Raw genomic sequence first — 3,874 nt, forward strand, 5'->3', positions numbered from 1 at the left:
CCTGTTCGATGGCTTCGTCCACATCCGCTTTGATTAGGCCCCGCCAAGTGGGGCGGCCTTCCTGTTCGGCCCGCCACTCGCCATACTGCTTTCCTTTTCCGTTCCTGGATTTTTCAATCACAGACAGCCCATATTCTCTGCACAGCGCATCGGATGTTTGCCGCATGGCACGATAATCTGCTGCCGTTCGATGATAACGCAGTCCATTTACAAAGGACACCGTGTTCAGGACAAAGTGGTTATGCAAATGGTTTTCCTTATCCAGGTGGGTGGCTACCAAAACCTGATACGTTTCTCCCCAAAGACGCTGGGCCAGCTTCACACCGATTTGGTGGGCCATGGCCGGAGTTACTTCCCCCGGCGCAAAGGATTGATACCCGTGATAGGCCATGACGCCCTCGTCTTTGCCAAACCGGCGTTTGACTGCCAACATCTCGGTTCTTGCTGTGGCCGGAGCACAATTAATGCCGGAAACAAAGCGCTCCATGACTTCCAGGGTTTCATCATCGACAGTGCTGGTCTTTCGCTTGCTAACCGCATAGTCGATCACATCCGTAAGGGCCTCCCGCTGCTTCTCGCTAGAATCCTCTCCTCCCATATACTGCGGATTATTTGACTTTTCCGGATTCTCCACATAAGCGACTACCTTTCCCAACCAGCCTTTTACACTCCAGATCGATGTGACCGCCATTTAAAGCTTCCTCGGTAAAATGACCGCATTGGTAACTTCCTCAACCGTTTTCTCAAACAAGCGCACGGCTTCGTCATAGCGCTTTATATCTATGAGATCAAGTGTATGGGCTTTTCTCGCGATCTGATTGAGATTGTTTCCAATTTGCCGCAGCTCCTGCATCATGGCGTAGTAGTCCGGCGGCGGTGCGTCATTTGGCAACAACCCGTTAATCAAGTGACGCAGATAGGCCTCTCTGGACAATCCGCTCTTTTTCACCTTTTTGTCTAGTAGCTCCGCTTCTTTTCGGTTTAAGCGGAATAGAATCGCGATATTTCGTTTTCTCATCACCTGCGCCTCCTATCTCTAATTCGAGCTATTTTTAAATAGGTTTTTAAGTGCAGCATTTGTTTTTCAAAATTATTCTTTTTGATTTCCATTTTCAGATCTCCTTTCTCTGACATCCTGATCAAACGTTATATGGGGAGGTATTGGAATCTTACATTTCCTATTTGCTCCCTATGTATAGGGGCTTCTTGTTTATAACAATAAAAAACAGCTGACGATTGATCAACTGTTTTTATATAGTTATGAAAGAATGTTAACTTACTTTTTTGCCAGACAGATTTAAGTTATAAAGTTTGCTCAGCAGACTACTCCTCCTACATATTTTCGGCAATCTTATTGTCCATAATTTTTCTAGGCATATATGTCCCAATGATGGCTAATACAATACCTATACCTGCGGTGCTTATAAGAGCTAGGCTTCCTGTATTCCATACACTTCCATTCATATATAAAATTTCTCTCATACCATCACCGATGTAATGCTGCGGCACCCAAGGATAAATCCAATTGCTCCAAAAACTAGGCAGCATCTCCGGTGCGATCATTGCGGACGACATTCCACATGCAAAGACTAACAACAGCACTGTCACTCCCAGCGGGAATGTGACGCTCAATGCTCCGAATATCAGCATGATTACTGAGAAGCTGGCAAGCCATAGGAACAGCATTACCGTAGCTACTGGCATATCTATGTTCCCAAAGACCGACGCTGAGAAAATTGTTCCCCATGAAACCAGAAAAGACAAGCCTACAGCATATATGAGTGTCAGCCCCAACGCTTTCTTTTTTTCAAAAGAATCTCTCAAACTGCGTGTGGCCAAAAACAATAGCACTGCCGCTATCATACTCATCATGAACAATGGCATAACTGTCATTTGTACTCCCATAAGGGCTGATAACGCACCCCCGTTTGATGAAACCGGATGAACAACTTTCACCTCTGCTTTCATCGCCATCTGATCGACCATGCTCGTTAGCGCAGTCTGTATCGTTGAAGCCAACATGGTATTTTTACCTTGGTTGATTAATAGTTTAACAGTCGGCACCGTATCTTTACCGGATTGCGCTGCTGCCTGCTGTATTGTAAAATCTTCCGGAATAATCAAAGCTCCATAATACACATTCTCTTCAAGGGCTTTGTCAACTGCAGCCTGATTTTTTAGTTTCGTCCACTCTATCACTGCATCTTTATCATCTGAACCCGCTGTATTCGTTATCTTCTCAACTATCTGGCTGCCAATATTCATTTCGCCTTTTGGAGTGGACGCCCCTTTATCAAGCGAAACAATCGCTAGTGGAACATTTTTCGCCTGAGCATTAAGCATTGGGTATAAAACCAATGACATTACGCAGCAGATTACAATTACCCCAATAATGGGTAATATGTACTTGCGCTTTCCCAATTTATCAAACATATTCAAACCTCCTAGTCTCGTTTCATTGAAATGCTATTGCGCTGGATAAACTAAGATCCCGCACAACAAGCTTTTGTATCCTATCTGTTTATCAAAACTAAAAAAATCTAAACAACATGTTGTGTTATTTAGATTATATCAATGGTTTTTTGTATCTTCAATCGACAATAATTTGAACTTTGTCTACCTTTCCAGTATATTTTTCCTTTAGCCATTCCATTTATCGTTGATTGTTGTGAGCACTCCGGTTTTTGACATTTGAAAGATAAGCGCGGAAAGTTTCTCGAAAGAGATATCCTGCTTTTTGGCGATCCATGCATTCAGTACACCGATCACCGCAGATAGCTGATATTCAATAATATACTCTATCTCACCGTAATCATTGAAGAAAACAGGACTCTGCCTATGGAGCAGCGCCTGTTTAGCAATTTTTTTAACAGAATTGAGAAAATTGATATCTTTTGTCATCAAAATCGGAAATTCCTTCTCGTTACTATGATAAAAATCGGTTATTATTTTCAAGAAATCAAAGGACGCAGGGGAAATTTTTTCCAGAGTTCCTTCAACAAGGTTGTTGAGGTTCGTCTCGTAAAATTGTAAAAGCCGATTTTCAATACTCTCAAGGACATCGTAAATATCTTTGTAGTAAATATAAAAGGTTGCCCTGTTGTATCCTGCCGCATCTGTAATTTCTTTCACGGAGATTTTTTCAATGGGCTTTTCTTTATATAATTCAATAAACGCATTACAAAGTTTTTCTTTGGTTTTCGCTGATTTGATCTCTTTTTTATTCATGGTGACACTCCTCGCTCAACACGTCATCGACTATTTTTATTATACTATTGTTTCTAACCGAAGTCATTTCATTTTACTGCAACCAATTGGGGGGTTTTCGATAATTCGAAAAAATTGGGGTTTCAGGGGTATCCCCTGATAAGACTGCCTTTGGGCTATCCAAAGGCGATGCTTGCTGGTATGGTGTCTGCTTTTCGCATAAATATCTTACGCGCCGAAAAAAGCCTAAACCCATTCGATATCCATCCGCTCAATCTTGTCGCTGCGGTTTCGTGCTCTGCATAAACAGTCACCGTTTTCTCGCAAATCGCCATCATCCGTATTTCATACTTTTCCATGCAACTATTTCCTTTCTCATCGTTCCTGTTTTTCTTCTCGGTTCTTTTTCGTCCGGCTTGTAATCTGCCTTCCCAGCTTTAGACAAAGATAATCATTACAATCCTTTCCCTGCGGCGGCGGCCGGTCCCTGATAACGTAGCGTGATGGCAGTACGACCTTTAGTGCCTGTGTCATTCTCCTACCGGCATAATCATTATCCAGATGCAGTGCGATGGTTCTCACTTCCGGATGTTTCTCTAAGAAAGAAGCAAGCGCGACCGGAACTTTGCTTTCTTCAATCTGCTTTGCTGGCTGGTAAACACCTGCC

6 protein-coding genes are annotated in these 3,874 nt (G+C 42.8%); all 6 read right to left on the reverse strand.

Annotated features, from left to right (window positions below; genetic code table 11):
- On the reverse strand, nt 1–691 hold a 691-nt coding region (locus NE619_RS17575), incomplete at its 3' end, for a relaxase/mobilization nuclease domain-containing protein (protein WP_256133792.1).
- The gene (locus NE619_RS17580; RefSeq protein WP_256133793.1) at nt 692–1,018 is read right to left on the reverse strand and encodes a plasmid mobilization protein; all 327 of its coding nucleotides are present in this window, start codon (nt 1,016–1,018) and stop codon (nt 692–694) included. It abuts the gene before it with no gap.
- A gap of 314 nt (nt 1,019–1,332) precedes the next feature.
- Nucleotides 1,333–2,433 (reverse strand): hypothetical protein, encoded by a 1,101-nt coding sequence (locus NE619_RS17585; protein WP_256133794.1) that lies wholly within the window; start codon nt 2,431–2,433, stop codon nt 1,333–1,335.
- Nucleotides 2,434–2,640: 207 nt separating this feature from the next.
- On the reverse strand, nt 2,641–3,228 hold the full coding sequence (locus tag NE619_RS17590; RefSeq protein ID WP_256133795.1) for a TetR/AcrR family transcriptional regulator: 588 nt from the start codon (nt 3,226–3,228) through the stop codon (nt 2,641–2,643).
- A 155-nt stretch (nt 3,229–3,383) separates the two neighbouring features.
- Entirely contained in the window at nt 3,384–3,566 is a 183-nt protein-coding gene (locus tag NE619_RS17595) for a hypothetical protein (protein WP_256133796.1), read from the reverse strand.
- Nucleotides 3,567–3,582: 16 nt separating this feature from the next.
- Nucleotides 3,583–3,874 (reverse strand): toprim domain-containing protein (locus tag NE619_RS17600; protein WP_256133797.1); only part of this gene is annotated, 292 nt, incomplete at its 5' end.

The sequence above is a fragment of the Anaerovorax odorimutans genome (assembly GCF_024459955.1).
Taxonomy (GTDB): domain Bacteria; phylum Bacillota; class Clostridia; order Peptostreptococcales; family Anaerovoracaceae; genus Hominibacterium; species Hominibacterium odorimutans_A.

Coding starts and splice junctions, on each gene's coding strand:
- NE619_RS17580 (WP_256133793.1), bottom strand. CDS start 1,018: ATGAGAAAACGAAATATCGCGATTCTATTCCGCTTAAACCGAAAAGAA.
- NE619_RS17585 (WP_256133794.1), bottom strand. CDS start 2,433: ATGTTTGATAAATTGGGAAAGCGCAAGTACATATTACCCATTATTGGG.
- NE619_RS17590 (WP_256133795.1), bottom strand. CDS start 3,228: ATGAATAAAAAAGAGATCAAATCAGCGAAAACCAAAGAAAAACTTTGT.
- NE619_RS17595 (WP_256133796.1), bottom strand. CDS start 3,566: ATGGAAAAGTATGAAATACGGATGATGGCGATTTGCGAGAAAACGGTG.